19 protein-coding genes and 1 tRNA gene are annotated in these 16,253 nt (G+C 63.8%); 13 read left to right on the top strand and 7 right to left on the bottom strand.

The window, feature by feature from the left end:
- The first annotated feature begins 225 nt into the window (after positions 1–225).
- The gene (locus IVB26_RS23420; RefSeq protein WP_247967599.1) at positions 226–2,346 is read left to right on the top strand and encodes a sodium-translocating pyrophosphatase; all 2,121 of its coding nucleotides are present in this window, start codon (positions 226–228) and stop codon (positions 2,344–2,346) included.
- A gap of 180 nt (positions 2,347–2,526) precedes the next feature.
- Here IVB26_RS23420 and IVB26_RS23415 read toward each other — a convergent pair whose 3' ends face one another.
- From IVB26_RS23415 to IVB26_RS23400, 4 genes are all read right to left on the bottom strand, one after another.
- The gene (locus IVB26_RS23415) at positions 2,527–2,940 is read right to left on the bottom strand and encodes a carboxymuconolactone decarboxylase family protein (protein WP_247973258.1); all 414 of its coding nucleotides are present in this window, start codon (positions 2,938–2,940) and stop codon (positions 2,527–2,529) included.
- Positions 2,879–3,307 (bottom strand): MerR family transcriptional regulator, encoded by a 429-nt coding sequence (locus IVB26_RS23410; protein WP_247967598.1) that lies wholly within the window; start codon positions 3,305–3,307, stop codon positions 2,879–2,881. Before IVB26_RS23410 ends, IVB26_RS23415 begins: the two co-directional genes overlap by 62 nt.
- Before the next feature lie 180 nt (positions 3,308–3,487).
- Positions 3,488–4,501 (bottom strand): Bug family tripartite tricarboxylate transporter substrate binding protein, encoded by a 1,014-nt coding sequence (locus IVB26_RS23405; protein ID WP_247967597.1) that lies wholly within the window; start codon positions 4,499–4,501, stop codon positions 3,488–3,490.
- Between the two features lie 212 nt (positions 4,502–4,713).
- The gene (locus tag IVB26_RS23400) at positions 4,714–5,199 is read right to left on the bottom strand and encodes an outer membrane protein assembly factor BamE (RefSeq protein WP_247967596.1); all 486 of its coding nucleotides are present in this window, start codon (positions 5,197–5,199) and stop codon (positions 4,714–4,716) included.
- A 98-nt stretch (positions 5,200–5,297) separates the two neighbouring features.
- Here IVB26_RS23400 and IVB26_RS23395 point away from each other — a divergent pair, with 98 nt between their 5' ends.
- The 9 genes from IVB26_RS23395 (at position 5,298) to IVB26_RS23355 (ending at position 10,644) form a co-directional block, all read left to right on the top strand.
- Positions 5,298–5,849 (top strand): ubiquinol-cytochrome C chaperone family protein, encoded by a 552-nt coding sequence (locus IVB26_RS23395; protein WP_247967595.1) that lies wholly within the window; start codon positions 5,298–5,300, stop codon positions 5,847–5,849.
- Complete coding sequence (locus IVB26_RS23390; protein WP_247967594.1) at positions 5,846–6,430, top strand: YceD family protein; 585 nt, start codon at positions 5,846–5,848, stop codon at positions 6,428–6,430. Before IVB26_RS23395 ends, IVB26_RS23390 begins: the two co-directional genes overlap by 4 nt.
- A gap of 46 nt (positions 6,431–6,476) precedes the next feature.
- A complete protein-coding gene (locus tag IVB26_RS23385) occupies positions 6,477–6,761 on the top strand; it encodes a hypothetical protein (RefSeq protein WP_247967593.1) in 285 nt (94 codons plus the stop codon).
- Positions 6,733–7,794, top strand: coding sequence for a phosphate acyltransferase PlsX (gene plsX, locus IVB26_RS23380; RefSeq protein ID WP_247967592.1), 1,062 nt, complete (start codon positions 6,733–6,735; stop codon positions 7,792–7,794). The genes IVB26_RS23385 and plsX overlap by 29 nt, the downstream gene beginning before the upstream one ends.
- Complete coding sequence (locus tag IVB26_RS23375; RefSeq protein ID WP_247967591.1) at positions 7,791–8,771, top strand: beta-ketoacyl-ACP synthase III; 981 nt, start codon at positions 7,791–7,793, stop codon at positions 8,769–8,771. Before plsX ends, IVB26_RS23375 begins: the two co-directional genes overlap by 4 nt.
- Positions 8,772–8,903: 132 nt before the next feature.
- The gene (locus IVB26_RS23370; protein WP_018456841.1) at positions 8,904–9,245 is read left to right on the top strand and encodes an integration host factor subunit alpha; all 342 of its coding nucleotides are present in this window, start codon (positions 8,904–8,906) and stop codon (positions 9,243–9,245) included.
- Between the two features lie 24 nt (positions 9,246–9,269).
- The gene (locus tag IVB26_RS23365; RefSeq protein WP_247967590.1) at positions 9,270–9,851 is read left to right on the top strand and encodes a MerR family transcriptional regulator; all 582 of its coding nucleotides are present in this window, start codon (positions 9,270–9,272) and stop codon (positions 9,849–9,851) included.
- A gap of 106 nt (positions 9,852–9,957) precedes the next feature.
- Positions 9,958–10,035: transfer RNA gene (locus IVB26_RS23360), tRNA-Pro, on the top strand.
- A gap of 240 nt (positions 10,036–10,275) precedes the next feature.
- Entirely contained in the window at positions 10,276–10,644 is a 369-nt protein-coding gene (locus IVB26_RS23355; RefSeq protein ID WP_247967589.1) for a hypothetical protein, read from the top strand.
- A 30-nt stretch (positions 10,645–10,674) separates the two neighbouring features.
- Here IVB26_RS23355 and IVB26_RS23350 read toward each other — a convergent pair whose 3' ends face one another.
- Positions 10,675–11,259, bottom strand: coding sequence for a TetR/AcrR family transcriptional regulator (locus tag IVB26_RS23350; RefSeq protein WP_247967588.1), 585 nt, complete (start codon positions 11,257–11,259; stop codon positions 10,675–10,677).
- Between the two features lie 162 nt (positions 11,260–11,421).
- Between IVB26_RS23350 and IVB26_RS23345 the strand changes: the two genes are divergently transcribed.
- Positions 11,422–12,387: an alpha/beta fold hydrolase gene (locus IVB26_RS23345; protein ID WP_247967587.1), complete on the top strand. Its 966-nt coding sequence runs from the start codon at positions 11,422–11,424 to the stop codon at positions 12,385–12,387.
- Positions 12,388–12,516: 129 nt separating this feature from the next.
- Here the strand turns inward: IVB26_RS23345 and IVB26_RS23340 are convergent, their stop codons facing one another.
- Positions 12,517–12,756: a hypothetical protein gene (locus tag IVB26_RS23340; protein ID WP_246922386.1), complete on the bottom strand. Its 240-nt coding sequence runs from the start codon at positions 12,754–12,756 to the stop codon at positions 12,517–12,519.
- 384 nt (positions 12,757–13,140) lie between these two features.
- On the opposite strand from IVB26_RS23340, the gene IVB26_RS23335 reads away from it, so the two are divergent.
- On the top strand, positions 13,141–14,112 hold the full coding sequence (locus IVB26_RS23335; protein WP_247967586.1) for an SDR family NAD(P)-dependent oxidoreductase: 972 nt from the start codon (positions 13,141–13,143) through the stop codon (positions 14,110–14,112).
- Between the two features lie 260 nt (positions 14,113–14,372).
- Complete coding sequence (locus IVB26_RS23330) at positions 14,373–15,488, top strand: alpha/beta hydrolase family protein (RefSeq protein ID WP_247967585.1); 1,116 nt, start codon at positions 14,373–14,375, stop codon at positions 15,486–15,488.
- A gap of 113 nt (positions 15,489–15,601) precedes the next feature.
- Here IVB26_RS23330 and IVB26_RS23325 read toward each other — a convergent pair whose 3' ends face one another.
- Positions 15,602–16,108, bottom strand: a complete 507-nt coding sequence (locus IVB26_RS23325) for a MarR family winged helix-turn-helix transcriptional regulator (RefSeq protein WP_247967584.1) — start codon at positions 16,106–16,108, stop codon at positions 15,602–15,604.
- Positions 16,109–16,253 lie beyond the last annotated feature (145 nt).

The following is a 16,253-nucleotide window of genomic DNA, read 5'->3' as shown; positions in this document are numbered from 1 at the left end:
AAACCGGCATCTTAGTTCTCGGGACTTGCCCTAAATACTTGCCGAGATCGGCTTTTTCGGCCTCATCCGGCGTTGCACCCTCAATTTGATTTTGGCAAGCTTGCGGCTGACTAAGGCCGTCCCTTTTGGGCAAGGGGCGGCTTTGTTCGAAAATCAAGGCGCCGCACCGCACGACGGACAACAAAAGGCGCCGGGGGTACATCAAGGATCTGAGGCAAAAATCACATGACAGCATTATGGTTGATTGTGCTCTGCGGAGCGCTTTCCGTCGTCTACGCGATTTGGGCGACGTCTTCGGTGTTAAGCGCGGATGCGGGGTCGCCGCGCATGCAGGAGATCGCTGGAGCGGTCGCTGAGGGTGCACAAGCCTACCTACGGCGCCAGTACACCACGATCGGTATCGTCGGCATCGTCATCTTCGTGCTGCTTGCCTATTTCCTCGGGCTTTATGTCGCGATCGGTTTTGCCATCGGCGCTATCCTGTCCGGTGCCGCGGGCTTCATCGGCATGAACGTCTCGGTCCGCGCCAATGTGCGCACGGCCCAGGCTGCGACAACGTCGCTGGCCGGCGGCCTCGAGCTCGCCTTCAAGGCGGGCGCCATCACCGGCATGCTGGTGGCGGGTCTCGCGCTGCTCGGTGTGACGCTCTATTTCGGCTTCCTGGTCCATTCGCTGAAGCTGGCGCCCGATAGCCGCACTGTGGTCGACGCCATGGTGGCGCTCGGCTTCGGTGCCTCGCTGATCTCGATCTTCGCCCGTCTCGGCGGCGGCATCTTTACTAAGGGTGCGGACGTCGGCGGCGACCTCGTCGGCAAGGTTGAGGCCGGCATTCCCGAGGATGATCCGCGCAATCCCGCCACCATCGCTGACAACGTCGGCGACAACGTGGGCGACTGTGCCGGCATGGCCGCCGATCTGTTCGAGACCTATGCGGTGACCGCGGTCGCCACCATGGTCTTGGCGGCGATCTTCTTCGCCAAGACGCCGATCCTTGCCAACATGATGACGCTGCCGCTCGCGATCGGCGGCATCTGCATCATCACCTCGATCATCGGCACCTTCTTCGTCAAGCTGGGGCCGAGCCAGTCGATCATGGGCGCGCTCTACAAGGGCCTGATCGCAACCGGCATCCTGTCGCTGGTTGGCATCGCGCTGGTGATCTACTACCTGATCGGCTTCGGCAAGCTCGACGGCGTCGACTATACCGGCATGGCGCTGTTCGAATGCGGCGTGGTCGGCCTCGTCGTCACCGCGCTGATCATCTGGATCACCGAATACTACACCGGCACGGACTATCGGCCGGTGAAGTCGATCGCCCAGGCCTCGGTGACCGGTCACGGCACCAACGTGATCCAGGGCCTCGCCGTCTCGATGGAGGCGACCGCGCTGCCCGCGATCGTGATCATCGCCGGCATCCTGGTGACCTACAGCTTGGCCGGCCTGTTCGGCATCGCGATCGCGACCGCCACCATGCTGGCGCTGGCCGGCATGGTCGTCGCGCTCGACGCGTTCGGCCCCGTCACCGACAATGCCGGCGGCATTGCCGAAATGGCGGGCCTGCCGAAGGAGGTGCGCAAGTCGACCGACGCGCTCGACGCGGTCGGCAACACCACCAAGGCGGTGACGAAAGGCTACGCGATCGGCTCCGCCGGTCTCGGTGCCCTCGTGCTGTTCGCGGCCTACAACCAGGACCTCAAGTTCTTCGTTGCGGACAGCGCGCACCATCCCTACTTCGCCGGCGTCAATCCGGACTTCTCGCTGAACAATCCCTACGTGGTTGTCGGCCTGCTGTTCGGCGGCCTCTTGCCGTATTTGTTCGGCGCGATGGGCATGACCGCGGTGGGACGCGCCGCCAGCGCGATCGTGGAAGAGGTACGGCGCCAGTTCCGCGAGAAGCCCGGCATCATGCAGGGCACCGACAAGCCTGATTACGGCAAGGCGGTGGACCTGCTGACCCGGGCGGCGATCAAGGAGATGATCATCCCCTCGCTGCTGCCGGTGCTGTCGCCGATCGTGGTCTACTTCCTGATCTACGCCATCGCGGGCGGTGGCGTGGCCGGCAAGTCGGCGGCGTTCTCCGCGGTCGGCGCGATGCTGCTCGGCGTGATCGTGACGGGCCTGTTCGTCGCGATCTCCATGACCTCGGGCGGCGGCGCCTGGGACAACGCCAAGAAGTACATCGAGGACGGCCATTTCGGCGGCAAGGGCTCTGATGCCCACAAGTCGGCGGTGACCGGCGACACCGTCGGCGATCCCTACAAGGACACGGCAGGTCCCGCGGTGAACCCGATGATCAAGATCACCAACATCGTGGCCTTGCTGCTGCTGGCGATCCTGGCGCACTGAGCGGCGAGCAGAGGCTCTGCAAGACAAAACCCCGCGGCACGAGCCGCGGGGTTTTTGTTTGATGGACTGCACGCTCTCACCGCGTCATTGCGAGGAGCTCTGCGACGAAGCAATCCAGAGTCTTTCCGCGGAGACAGTCTGGATTGCTTCCGCCTTCGCCAAGGCTTCGACGGTCAAGCCTCAGGCTCTCGGCTCCGATCCCTCGGCTCTTTGCGCAAAGACCTCCTTCGCTGCGAACAGGCCGTTGACGGCAGCCGGGAAGCCGGCATAGACGGCCATCTGCATGAGGATCTCGATGATCTCCTCTCGGCCGAGCCCGACATTAAGACCTGCCTCGATATGCACCTTGAGCTGAGGTGCAGCGTTGCCCAGGGCCGCGAGCGCTGCGATCGTTGCGATTTCGCGCGAACGGACGTCGAGCCCCGGCCGTGAGTAGATGTCGCCAAATGGGAATTCGAATATATAGGTGGCGAAGTCCGGGGCGATGTCGCCAAGCGCCGCCACGACCTTATGGCCGGCCTCTCCGTCGATCTTAGCGAGTGCGCGGCGACCGCGCTCCAGCCGGCTTTCGTCGGCGTTCGGGAAGTGTTGCATCATAATCTTTCATCCTCTGTTCCGTTTCGGCATAACCGCCGATTTTGGTGTCGAGGACGAGAAGGCAGGCATTCAGCTCGTCGACGTGGGCGCGCACGCTTTCGCGGTGTCGCTCCAGCAGCGCGCGCCGCTCGGCCTCAGTGCCGCTGCCTCGATCCCGGAGATCCGCATAAAGCAGCATGTCCCGGATCGGCATGCCGGTTGTCTTCAGGCGGCCGAGAAACTCGATCCAGGCAAGGATCGAGGCGTCGTAGTCACGTCGGCTGGATCGATCCCGGTCGGCGTAAGGCAACAGTCCGATCCGCTCGTAGTAGCGGATCGTATGGGCCGTCAGTCCGGAACGCTTCGCGAGTTCGCCGATCTTCATACCTGTCTCTCATCACGACGCACGCAAACTACGAGTTTGAGCGCGCTCTAAGTCAAGAGACATTCTGGCCCAGACAGCGAACTGTGTAGGGCGGATTAGCGAAGCGTAATCCGCCCCCACTCGAACAGAAGAAGGCGGATTACGCTTTCGCTAATCCGCCCTACAGATCGCGGCCATGCGTCACTGCACGTCCATCTGCAGGCCTTCCTTCTGGATGATGCCGGCGAACTTCGTCGTCTCGGCGTCCACGAAGGCGGCGAATTGCTGCGGCGTGCCGTAGTCGGCGCGGGCGCCCATGGCGGCGATCTGCTTCTTGATGTCGTCGCGCTCCAGCATCGCCTTGACCTGGAGGTTGAGCGCGTTGAGCACCTCGGGCGAGACGCCCTTCGGCAGGAAAACCGAGAACCACGACGAAACGTCGAAACTCGCCAGCTCCGGCGCGCTCTCGCGCATGGTCGGCAGGTTCGGCGCGAGCTCGCTGCGCTCGGTGGTGGTGACGCACAGCCCGTTGAGCGTGCCGCTCTGCACCTGCGGCAGGCTCGGATAGAGATTGTCGAACAGGATCTGGATGTCGCCGGCGAGCGCGGCCTGAAGCGCCGGGCCTGCGCCGCGGAACGGAATGTGGGTCATCTTCAATCCGGTGAGCTGGAGAAACCAGGCGCCGGTGAGGTGAGGGCTCTGGCCGACGCCGGAGGAGGCGTAGCTGAGCTTGTCCGGATTGGCCTTGAGATAGGCGATCAGCTCGGCGATCGACTTGATGCCGGTCTTCGGATGCGCCGAGACGATGTTCGGAATCCGGATCATGTTGGAGACCGGCTGAAGCTGATCCGGCTTGTAGGTGAGATTCTTGAAGATGCTGTAGGCAATCGCGTTTGGACCCGGATTGCCGACCAGGATGGTGTGGCCATCAGGCTTGGCGCGGACCGCCTCGGCGGTGCCGATGGTACCGCCGCCGCCTGAGCGGTTCTCCACGACGGCCGTCCCGCCCCATGCGGTCTGCAGATGCGCGGCCAGCAGCCGGCCCATGACGTCGGTCGAGCCGCCGGCCGCGGCTGGCACAATGAGACGAACGGTCTCGGTGGGCTTCCAGTCCGCAAGGCTCGAACGCGGCAGGATGGCTGCGGCCGAAAGGCCGGCAGCACCGGTGAGCACGCGACGGCGGGACAACAAAGTGTTCTGAAGTTTCTTGGACACGAATCCACTCCCAGCTTCTTGCTTTGGCGGGAGCGTAGGGAACCTCACTTGTGACGGCAAGTCGCACGCCACGGCAAAGGCCGCGCGAAGGGCGGCACGACGCCGCAGGCTAGAGCCAATTACCTTGTGGTGGAATTGGAACGGGCTCTAGCTTCTTGTTTGACGCGCTTCTTGACGCGAACCGGTATCCACCTTCGCTCGAAAGGTTCTGCTCAGTTGAAGCTGAGCAGCTTGAACAGCGGCGTGAGGTAGCTCATCTCCTGACCCGACGTCGGCGTGGTGCGGCTGATGAAGTCGAAGATCTTGCCGTCCTGCAGGCCGTAATTCGCCAGCCGGCGCACGCGCCGGTTCTTGTCGAAATAGATCGCGATGACGCGCTGGTCGACCACCTTCTGGTTCATGAAGGCTACCATGCGCTCCGAGCGCTGCGAAATGTAATAGAACACTTCGCCGTCGAGGGTGGCGACCGTCGAGGGGGTGCCCATCACGATCAGCACCTGATCCTGGCTGGCGCCGATCGGGATCTGCTCCAGCGCGCCGGGCGGCAGGATGTAACCCTTCTGGAACTGCTCACCGGTGCAGCCCGCGAGCGCCGCACCGATCAGGGTGACGGCCGCGAGCATGCGCAAGCCGCGCCAGCGTGCATGAAGGCCGCGCCGGTGACTTGCGCGCTGGCTGGTCTGGTTCGTTGTGGTCATAGCGGAACTGATTCCGTCCCCTTGCGTCGCGCGAGGCGCTGAAGTACCGGGCTGAGGCTCTGAATGCAACTCGCGCGCGCCCGCTTGCGGAAACCACAATGCTTTGGCCGTTCAATCACTTCAGGAAACCCCGGCTAACCCCGTCGGGCACCATCGAAGCCATCTATGGCATGATCGTGACGCAGGCGCGAGAACCCATGTTTTACCGCGACTTGGGCGTGCCCGATACGGTTAACGGGCGTTTCGATCTGTTGCTGCTGCATCTCTGGCTTCTGCTGCGCCGCCTGCGCACCGTCCACGGCGCCACCGAGCTGTCCCAGGCGCTGTTCGACCGATTCTGCGAGGATATGGACGACAATCTGCGCGAGATGGGGATAGGCGACCAGACCGTGCCGAAGCGGATGCGGGCCTTCGGCGAGGCCTTTTACGGCCGGGTGCAGGCCTATGACCAGGCCATGGAGGCCGGGGGCGAGGCCCTGGCAGAGGCGATCTGCAAGAATATCTTGAACGGGACTGGCCTGGACCGGGCGCGGCGACTTGCCGCCTATGCCCGGGCCAGCGAGGCCGATCTCGGCCGCGCCGGCGAGGCTGCGTTGCTCCGCGCCTCCTTCAGGTTTCCTCCAGCTACTCCCGAGGATGTCACGCCATGAGCCGACCGAATGCCGAATCCCGACCCGATCCCTGGCGGTCCCCCGTCGTCGTCGCGCAGATCCCCGACACGGGCCTGCATCGCAAGCTCGAGGCTTCGGCCGCCGAGCGGCAGGCCATTGCTGAAGTCGGCGGCTTGCGGGAAGTGCTGTCCGCCCAGGCCGAGCTCGACGTCGTGCCCAAGAGCGGCGGCCGGGTTCAGGTGACCGGCACCGTCCGGACCCGGATCGGCCAGACCTGCGTGGTCACGCTCGATCCCATCGAGAGCGAGATCGAGGAGGAGGTGGACCTGGTGTTCGCTCCCGAGGCCGAGGTTCGGAAGATGGCCGACCTGATCGAGGAGGGGCAGGACGATGAGGAGCCGCCGGAGGTGATCGATCCGCCGGAGCCGATCATCAATGGCATCATCGACCTCGGCCGGATCGCCACCGATGCCCTGTTCCTGGCGGTTGACCCCTATCCGCGCAAGGAGGGGGCCGTGTTCGAGGCCGAGATCACGGCGCCCGATCCGGAGGACCATCCTTTCGCGGCGCTGAGGGCGCTCCAGGACAACACCAAGAAGGGCAGGAAGAAAGGCAAATAGCTGGGCATTCCCCGTAAGACCACTTTTGCCAGGGAGCGTGAGGGGATTGCGGGAGTGGTTTGAGAGGCTGATTTATCTCTTTGATCTTTTTATGTATTTCCTGAGCATTCCTTTGTTCGCCCCCGGATCGACCCGGATGCAAAAGGCTGGGGGCAAGAGGTTGTTTCGGGATAACAAAACGCTATTGTCGCGCCCCGGTCCGGGCGCGGCGTGGCGCCTGACCGGTCGCCATGTCCATGGCGAAGCCATTCTGCGGCCCCGCTCGTTCAAGACCGCACCAGACCAGGTTTTCCAGGACTTTTATGCCAAGCAAGGTTCGCATTGCGCTTGACGCCATGGGAGGCGACGCCGGCGCCGCCGTGGTCATTCCGGGCGCGGCCATCTCGCTTGGCAGGCATCGCGACACCGAATTCCTGCTGGTCGGGGACCGCGCCAAGATCGAGCCCGAGCTCGACCGGCACCCCCAGCTCAAGGCCGCCTCGAAGATCATCCATACCGACGTTGCCGTCAGTGGTTCGGACAAGCCGAGCCAAGCGCTGCGGCGCGGCCGCAGGACGTCCTCGATGTGGCTTGCCATCGACGCGGTGAAGAAGGGGGATGCGGATGTCGCGGTCTCCGCCGGCAATACCGGTGCGCTGATGGCGATGTCGCGCTTCCACCTGCGCACGCTGAAGGGGATCGACCGCCCGGCGATTACGGGGTTATGGCCGACCATGCGGGGCGAGTCCGCCGTGCTCGACCTTGGCGCCACCATCGGGGGCGACGCGCACCATCTGGTGGCGCTCGCACTGATGGGCGCCGCGATGGCAAGCGTGCTGTTCGACAAGAAGCGGCCCACGGTCGGGCTCCTCAATATCGGAACCGAAGAGATCAAGGGCCACGAGGAAATCCGCGAGGCCGGGGAAATCCTGCGTGCCAGAAACCTGCCGGAACTCGACTATATCGGCTTCATCGAGGGCGACGGCATCGGCAAGGGGCTGGCCGACGTCATCGTCACCGAAGGTTTCAGCGGCAATATCGCGCTCAAGGCCGCCGAGGGAACCGCCCGGCAGATGGCCGAATTACTCCGCAACGGGATGAAGCGGAGCTGGCTGTCCAAGCTCGGCTATCTCTTTGCCCGCAGCGCCTTCCAGGCCCTGCGCGACAAGATGGACCCGAACAAGTCCAATGGCGGCGTGTTCCTGGGTCTGAACGGACTGGTGGTCAAGAGCCACGGCGGAACCAGCGCCGAAGGCTTTGCCTATGCGATCGATGTTGGCTATGAGATGGCTCACTACGATCTCCTGAACAAGATCAATCAGACGCTCAACCGCGAGGGTGGTGCACTCAATTCCGTGCAGGCCGCGCAGGAGGCTGTTTCGTGACTCAAATTCGTTCGGTCGTGCTTGGCTGCGGCTCCTATCTGCCGGAGCAGGTGGTGACCAACGCCCAATTGGCGGCGCGCATCGATACCTCCGACGAGTGGATCGTGCAGCGCACCGGCATTCGCGAACGGCACATCGCGGCCGAGGGCGAGTTCACCTCGCATCTGGCGATCAAGGCGGCGCAGGCCGCGCTCAGCGATGCCGGCATGGACGCGCAGTCGATCGACCTCATCGTGCTGGCGACCTCGACGCCGGACAACACCTTTCCCGCCACCGCCGTCGCCGTGCAGCATGCCCTCGGAATCAACCACGGCGCGGCCTTCGACCTCCAGGCGGTGTGCTCGGGCTTCGTGTTCGCGCTCGCCACTGCCGACAATTTCCTGCGCACCGGCGCCTTCAAGCGCGCGCTGGTGATCGGCGCCGAGACCTTCTCGCGCATCCTCGACTGGAACGACCGCGGCACCTGCGTGCTGTTCGGCGACGGCGCCGGCGCGGTGGTGCTGGAGGCGCAGGCGCAGCCGGGCAATGCCGCGACCGACCGCGGCGTCGTCACCACCCACTTGCGCTCCGACGGCCGCCACAAGGCAAAGCTGTTCGTCGACGGCGGGCCGTCCTCGACCCAGACCGTCGGCCATCTGCGCATGGAGGGCCGCGAGGTCTTCAAGCATGCGGTCGGCATGATCACCGACGTCATCGTCGACGCCTTCCAGGCGACCGGGCTCAATGCCGAAACCATCGACTGGTTTGTCCCGCACCAGGCCAACAAGCGAATCATCGACGCTTCCGCCCACAAGCTCCATATCTCGCCGGAGAAGGTGGTGCTGACGGTGGACCGTCACGGCAACACCTCGGCCGCCTCGATCCCGCTGGCGCTCTCGGTGGCGCGCAAGGACGGCCGCATCAAGAAGGGCGATGTGGTGCTGCTGGAAGCGATGGGCGGCGGCTTCACCTGGGGCTCCGCGCTCGTGCGCTGGTAGAGCCACAGTCGATAAAATTCTGCCGATCAGCGCCGATTATCGATGCGTCTGCATTGATGAGCGCTGTTGACCGCTGTATCGTAAGCTCCTAATTTCAGACAACAATTGTTCGCCGTGATGTGGGGCAGGGCGATGACCGATCAAAGTAAAACCGTAACGCGTGTCGATCTCTGCGAAGCCGTCTACCAGAAGGTGGGCCTGTCGCGGACGGAATCGTCCGCCTTCGTGGAACTCGTGCTGAAGGAGATCACCGATTGCCTGGAAAAGGGCGAGACGGTGAAGCTGTCCTCGTTCGGGTCCTTCATGGTCCGCAAGAAGGGTCAGCGCATCGGCCGTAACCCGAAGACCGGCACCGAGGTACCGATCTCGCCGCGCCGGGTCATGGTGTTCAAGCCGTCGGCCATCCTGAAGCAGCGGATCAACGCTCAGCACCGCACCAATGGCGATGCCAGCAAGGCTCAACCCGAGGCATAACCGCCTCCGCGAAGGATTTGGCATTTGGACAAGGCGCCGGATGCGTTCCGAACCATCAGCGAAGTAGCGCAGGAACTCGACATCCCGCAGCACGTGCTGCGGTTCTGGGAGACCCGGTTCTCCCAGATCAAGCCGATGAAGCGCAGCGGCGGCCGCCGCTATTACCGCCCCGACGACGTCGACCTGCTCAAGGGCATCCGCCGTCTGCTCTACGGCGAGGGCTACACCATCCGCGGCGTGCAGCGGATCCTGAAGGAGCACGGCGTCAAATCGGTGCAGGGCCTCGCCGACAGCGCGGCCGCGGTCTCCTTCGGTGCGATCGAGGACGCCATCGGCGCGAGCCTGATGGAGCCCGAGGACGAGGAGGCGCCCATCAAGGGCGTCACTGACTCCGACGATGACGACTACCAGGGGGACGAAGAGGAAGGCATCGACTTCCGCTTCACCGAGGTCGACGACGAGGACATCCTCACCACCTTCCGCAAGGGCGGCACCCCCGCCGCACCCGCCGGCCCCAGCGCGCTGGACCGGGAGCGGCTCGGCCGTGCGCTCGCCGACCTCGTTGCCATCAGGGAAATGCTGAATCAGGCGCTGAACGACGGGTAGGACACTTTCGCCGGTTTTGCGGCCAGTTCCCAGGCTTGGACGGAGACACCAAAATGGTGTCGCTCGCCTTGCGCATCGCGCCGATCCTAGCTAATGGAACGACGTTCGGAGCGTGGCGCAGCCCGGTTAGCGCACTAGTCTGGGAGACTAGGGGTCGGAGGTTCAAATCCTCTCGCTCCGACCATTTACCTCAAGTCAGCTGTTGGGTGGATTGACGTCGGCGTGGAGCTCCTGCTCCTGCCCGTGACGCATGCGCGCCCGTCGTTGGCGGGTGGGGCGTCGGCGGCTGGTAAGCTAAAATGTCGAAAACAACCCCATGCACAGTAGCGAAATCGTTGGCGGAGTGATGTTTTTCCGAATCAGTTTGACGCGTCGGGCAAAAACAGGGGCATGATGTCATCATGCCAGCCTGTGGGATCGGGGAATGTATCGGATCGTTCTGTTCTGTATGTTCGCCCTGACCGCCTCGCCTACGTTGGCCGGCGATCAGCCGAAAGACCAAGAAACTGATCGGCTCATGCAGGTTCTTCGCGATGAGATCGCGCGCGAGGATTGTCTGTGGCGCGAGAGCTTGGAGCGATTGTCCAATCAAACTTCAGACGAGCAGCAGAAGATTGCCGGGCTCGTCGCCTATTTCTGCAGCCAGAAGAATAGAGAACGCATCGTTCAAGGGGCGACGACGGAAGATCTCGTCAGGCATGAAGTCGCTCAATACGACCAACTGGGGGCGCAGGAGAGGGCGATCGCGATCGGACGGCAGATTCGCAATCTTAGAGAGCGCCGGCTTCCCTAGAAGCACGCGTGCTCGGGATTGATGCTCGCCTTACCTCAAATACCCCACCACCATCCGCGTCGTCTCTTCCACCAGCACCTTCACCATCTTCTCCGACAGCATCTCGGCATGGTCCAGCACCGTGTTGTGCGCGACGGCCTCGATCGCGCTCACGCAGATGAAGGTTGCGACGTCGAGGTCGATCTTGCGCATCTCCTTGCGGCGGCTTTCGAGATAGGTGCGCACTAACGTGTGGACCTCGCGGTTGAAGGCTTCGACGTCTTTGAGCTGGCCGGTGCGCGGGATCTGCTCGGCGAGGACGCGGTGAAGCTTCGGGTTGATGCGGTGGGCTTCGATCGCGACGGTGACGAGTTTTCGCACGGCCTTGTCGATCGGGAGGTCCGCGGCTTCGGTGAGGGCGGCGCGGACGATGCCCATGATCTCCTCGTTGTGACGCTCGATCACGGCGGCGATGAGGGCCTCCTTGCTCGGGAAATATTGGTAGAGCGAGCCGACGCTGACGCCGGCCACATCGGCGATGCGGTTGGTGCTGGCCTTCTCGAAACCGTCGCGGACCAGAATGCGAGCAGTCGCCTCGACCAGCGCGTCGACGGTGGCGCGGGATCGCGCCTGCAAGGCATTTTTCCGGGGCTTTGTCGGTGGCGTGCGCACCATGGGCGTTGCGGTCCGAAATGCGAGTAGGAAAAGCGAGCGAATGCTCGCATTATATCCGCCTATGGCGGCCTTTCGGCAAGCCTTCTCGTCGCCATATGATCCGAGCCAGGTGGAGAACTGACCATGAGCGTCGCAAGGCTTGTGTCGGCCCTGCAGTTTTGTCCTGATGTCTGCGGACCGCGGAGCCGCGATCCCGCACCAAGCCTGCAAAGCCGCGTCTTCAACCTGCTGCTGCGACAGCTTCCCTATAAGCAGCAACTCGCCTCCGCCGAGGCGGTGCAGGCGCATGTGCAGAAGCTTGCCTTGCAGCCGGCCTCGTTCGAGCCGACCGGGCTCGGTCGCGGCGTCGAGGCGATCCTGACCAGGATGGGCGGCTGGCCCGTGTATTACACCGCGCCGTCGTCGGGCCATGAGGGCTGCAACTACGTCATGTTCCTGCATGGCGGCGGCTACATCAACGAGATCGTGCCGGCGCATTGGCGCTTCATCGGCGAGATGACGCGCAAGGCGCGCGTCTCGTGCGTCGTGCCGATCTATCCGCTGGCGCCGCGCGCGACCGCCAGGGATGTCGTGCCGAAGACGGCCGAGCTGCTGCAAATGTTGCTTGAAGACGCTGGCGCCGCAAAGGTCACGGTGGTGGGCAATTCCGCAGGCGCAGGGCTTGCGCTCGCCGCCTGTCAGTGGCTGCGTGATCGCGGCCATCGGCAGCCGGCGCGGCTGGTGCTGATCTCGCCCGCGGCCGATGCGTCGGTCAGTCGTCCGGAGCAGGTCGAGATCGCAACGCGCGATCCAATCCAGAATATTCCGGGCATCGTCGAGGCCGGACGGCTCTATGCCGGCGAGCTCGATGTCGGTCATCCCTTCGTCAGCCCGCTCAACGGCGCTTTCCGTTTCCTCGCGCCGATGACGATCTTCGCAGGGACGCGCGATCTTCTGTACCCTGATAGCGTCGATCTCGCGGCGCGGGCGAGGGCAGTGGGCGTGCCGGTGGAGCTGCATCTCTTGCGTGACCTGCCGCACAATTATGCGCTGATGCCGACGCCGGAGGGGCGGCAGGCGCGTGCGCTCATCATGCGCGCGGTGGCGTGATTGGAGAGGCGTATGATCGTTGTCACAGGACGCGCCGTCTCATCGGACTGGCGCGGCGCGGCCCATCGGAGGCGGCCCCCGGGGCGTTTCCTCGATCCGTCGTCTTCGGATCAGCAGTTTTGCGGGGCCTTAGGCGTGGCCCTTGATCTCGTAATGGCCGGGCACGCATTTGTATCGATCCAGGCGCCAATTGGCGTGATAGATCGGATGCTCGCCCATCCATTTCGCCAGCGGTGCCTGTGCGCCGACCGCGCACTGCATCATCGAAATCTCGGGCGTCATGTTGCTGTCGGTCACGATTTCCTCGACGCAACTGCCTGAGCTTGCTGCGCTTAGCCGGCAGAGCACGGCAACGATGGTCACGAACATTCCTGTCACCTCATCGGTAGTTTCAGACCACGAAGAGGATGCAAGCGGAGTGCCAGAGCCTGTGACACGCAAACAACACGCTGGCCTGGCCGACTCGCCCCAGCGTCCGGCGTCCATTTGACGATTCGGATTGTAAAAAAATTGCCCATAAACCGAAGCCGGACAAATACGGGAACCGGGCAGTTTTGCCCGGTGGCGGGCCCGGCGCTCTAAGGGGCGGCCGCGCATCGAAGCGGCGGAATAGTCCATCCGCCGAAATAAGCGATGTCGAACAGGATGGCGCGCTGCTTTTACCTGCGGATGCGGCACTGCTACATTTCGCGCGCGCCCGGCGAGCGGTGCGCTAACGAAGAAACATACCGACAGGGAGGGGCCGAAAGTCCCATGAAGGATTTTGCTGGAAAGATCGCGGTCATCACCGGCGGCGGCACGGGAATGGGGCGCGAGCTCGCACGGCAGCTCGTGGCCGAGGGCTGCAATGTCGCGATGTGCGACGTCTCGGAGGCCGCGATGGCCGAGACCAAGCGGCTCTGCGAGGCCGAGAAGCTGCCGCAGGGCCTGCGCGTCACGACGCACGTCGCCGACGTCGCGATCGAGGATCATCTGAAGCGTTTTCGCGACGAGCTCGCCGAGCAGCAGAAGACCGACAAGATCCATCTGCTGTTCAACAATGCCGGCATCGGCGGCGGCGGCAGCCTGTTCACCAACACGCGCGAGCAGTGGGAGCGCACCTTCAACATCTGCTGGGGCGGCGTCTATCTCGGCGTGCGCACCTTCCTGCCGATGCTGGTCGCCGCCGACGAGGCCCACATCGTCAACACCGCGAGCGTCAACGGCTTCTGGGCCTCGATCGGCATGGGCCAGGCCCACACCGCCTACAGCTCGGCGAAGTTCGCGGTGAAGGGATTTACCGAAGCGCTGATCAACGACCTGCGCCTGCACGCGCCGCACGTCAAATGCTCGGTGGTGATGCCCGGTCACATCGGCACCTCGATCGTCTCCAATTCGCGCAAGGTGCAGAGCGCCGACGGATCGGAGCGGCTCAACGCCGACGAGGTCGCGCTGACCCGCAAGCGCATGGTCGCGGCCGGCGTGCCAGATGCTGACAAAATGTCGGACGAGGACATCCAGGCGGCGTTCGCCGAGCGCGCCCGCAGTTTCCTCGAGGATGCGCCGACGAGCGCGGCAGAGGCCGCGAAGATCATCCTCGACGGCGTCAAGGCGGAGCGCTGGCGCATCCTCGTCGGCGCGGACGCTGAGCGCCTCGACGCACGCGTGCGCGCGACGCCCGAGCAGGCCTATGACCGCGCCTTCTACGAAAGTTTTACGCAGGAGGTCGGCTGGCGACTCGGTTGAGACCGCCGGGCCGAGCCTCGTCGAACGCGCGCGCATGTAGGTATGATAGTCATCATGTCAAGAGCCGCGCCGGTCATTTCACCGACCGTCTGCCGCGCGCGTTCGCCATCTCATGACAAAATGGAATGTCACGCATGACGTGACGTTCGTTCAAGCGATGGTGATCTCGAACGGCTCTCATTCGGCGCGCGGCTGCTTGGTTGGGGAACTGAAATAGTTTAGTCAATCAGGGGTAACGCGATGATAGAGCGTAGCTCCCGATGATACCCGCATGCCTCTCTGACGACTTGATTCTTTGCCCGGAACGAGAGGACATCTCCGCTGAATTCACGCGGCTGCTCATCGCGGCGCAGGAGGGCGGGGCCACGATTGCCGAATGCCTGATGATTGCGCGGCAGCTGAAGCGCGGCGACGATCAGTCTTGGCATCGTGAGTGGAAGCGGCTGGCGCAGGCCAATCGGCAGCGCGCCGAGGCCGCCTTCGCGGAAGGTCACATGGCGAGCGCCCAGCGCAACTGGCTCCGCGCCATGAACTATTATAGTGCGGCGGCGATGCCGCTCGAGCCGGACGACGAGCGCCGCTGGGTTGCAGTGCTGGCGATGCAGGATTGCGCTCGCCGCTACCTTTCGGCGCGCAGCCCGGCGGGCGAGGTCGTGACGATCCCCTGGCTCGACGGGCACGCGTTGCAGGGCTACTTCCTCCCAGCGCCGTCGGGAAGCGGCCAGGCGCCGACCGTGATCTGCATCGGCGAGCCCGGCCACCGCAAGGAGGAGTTTCTGTTCAAGCTCGTGCCGCATGCGCGCGAGCGTGGCTTCTCGATGCTGGCGCTTGATCTGTTCGGCGACCAGCGCGACGATTTTATCGATGCGCTGCTGCGGCGGAGCGATCTCGAGAGCGCGATTCCCAGTGTCATGGACTATCTGGAGACGCGCAGTGATGTCGATTTCGCGCGCGTCGGGATCATCGCCGACGGCTGGGGCTCTTCCTTCGTCGCGCGCGCGGTGTTGCAGGAGCCGCGGCTTGCCGCCGCTGTCTGCGACGGCGGCCTGTGGGACCTGCACGAGCGGGCCTTCTTTGCCAGCCGATTCGCGATGAGCGACCTCAGCATCGTGCCGGTGCCGCATGCGCCCCTGATGGCCTCCAGCGCCGACTGTCCGGTGCTGATCACGCTCGGCGAGGACGGCTGGCTCAAGGCCGACCGGGCGCGTCAGATCGTCCAGAACTCCCGGCTCGGCAGCTCGAATGTCATGTTGAAGGTGTTCACGGCGGCCGAGACCGGCGCGGCTCAGGCCCATGCGGACAATCCGAGCCTTGCCAATGAATACATCTTCGACTGGCTCGAATCGCGGCTAGGCCCCGCCGTCCGGCGGATCTGAGCGCCGCTTTATTGTGTGGCCATGATCTCCGCGCAAACGCGTGTCGCGTTTGTCGTGAGGGAAAACCGCTACGCACTTTGCGCTAACGGGGCCCTTCGGGTCCGGATCATGCCCTAGAAGTCGAGCGAGATCCGGACGCAGGCCTTCTCGAGGCGATTCTTCAGCGTCGCGAGCTTGGTGGTGAATTCGGTCAGCTCGTTCTCGTCGAACTCCTGGAAGACGAATTCGCGGATCGTCTTGTACTGCTCGTTGAGGCTTGCGATGTGCTTCTGCGTCTTCTCGGCCAGCGACAATCGCACCACGCGGGCGTCGGTCGGCGAGGGGCGACGGCGCAACAGGCCCTTCTTCTCGAGCAGCTTGGACTGCGTGGTGATGAAGGACGGATCCACGTTGAGGAGCTTGGAGACGACGTTGACGGGGATGCCGTCGTCCTTGTCGAGGTCGGAGATGGCCATCAGGATCAGCCATTGCGGTCCGCTGATGCCGAGCGTCTTCGCCCAGAACTGACGCAATTCCTCCAGATGCATGTTGATCGACGATATCTCCCAGGTGAAGCGCCTGATGATATCCAGGTTGCCGATCGAGCGCATTCGCGCTCCTTCTTTTCTCGTCGCGGACACAGCGTCACTCCAGTGAACGATAGTTCAGGCCAGTGTTCGTGGAGGGCCATAGTCCACGCAAGCCTGCTCTGACGCAAGTGCAGAGCAGGGTAATCTCGTCATTAAAATTACAAAGATGATTTGCTCAGCGATTGGGCCGGGGACA

It is taken from the genome of Bradyrhizobium sp. 195 (assembly GCF_023101665.1).
In the GTDB taxonomy this organism is placed as follows: domain Bacteria; phylum Pseudomonadota; class Alphaproteobacteria; order Rhizobiales; family Xanthobacteraceae; genus Bradyrhizobium.
This window is presented reverse-complemented; position numbering and strand designations above follow the sequence as displayed.